A 634-nucleotide genomic window follows, 5' to 3' on the forward strand; every position below is an offset into this window, starting at 1 on the left:
TTGCATCACGGATGATGTTCGGGTTAGAAACACCAGAGCTACGCTCTTCGTCGATCATGCTTTGCAGAGTATTCAGTGTGATCATGTCATCAATACTGATGTTGTAGTAATCCACTGTTACGTCTAGGTCGTCGATTGGTGAGTAGCTCACACCAAAGTTAAACGATACTGATGTTTCTGCTTCTAGATCTTCGTTTGCTGTACGAGTTACATCATATTGAGTTTCTGGACAGTCTGCGTATGCAATACCATTTGCTGAACAGTAGCTGTAGTCTTTTGCGAAGTCTGACGAGTAGCTGTCAGCCGCGTAAAGGTCAGATAGTGTTGGAGCACGGAAACCCATACCAGCACCAGCACGGAACATCAGGTTATCAAGAGGCTGGTAACGGAAAGATACTTTTGGTGAGATTTCATCTCCAAAGTCACTGTAATGGTCGTAACGAGCTGCAATGTTCATCTCTAGTTCATCAGTAAACGCAATGAGAGATTCAGCATAAATTGCGTATGTTTCGCGGTCACCACCAGCGGAGTTCCCCGAACTACCAATGATATTACCCGCTTCACTTTGTGGATCGTATTGGTCAAAGTAGTCGTAAGTTGTGTACTCTGCCCCTACATATAGTGGGATAACAAT

The 634-nt window shown here is 44.3% G+C and carries 1 protein-coding gene; it reads right to left on the reverse strand.

The window, feature by feature from the left end; genetic code table 11:
* A partial coding sequence (locus tag R7R24_RS27890; protein WP_318120315.1) for a TonB-dependent receptor occupies nt 1-634 on the reverse strand: 634 nt, incomplete at both ends.

The organism is Vibrio sp. 704 (assembly GCF_033339295.1).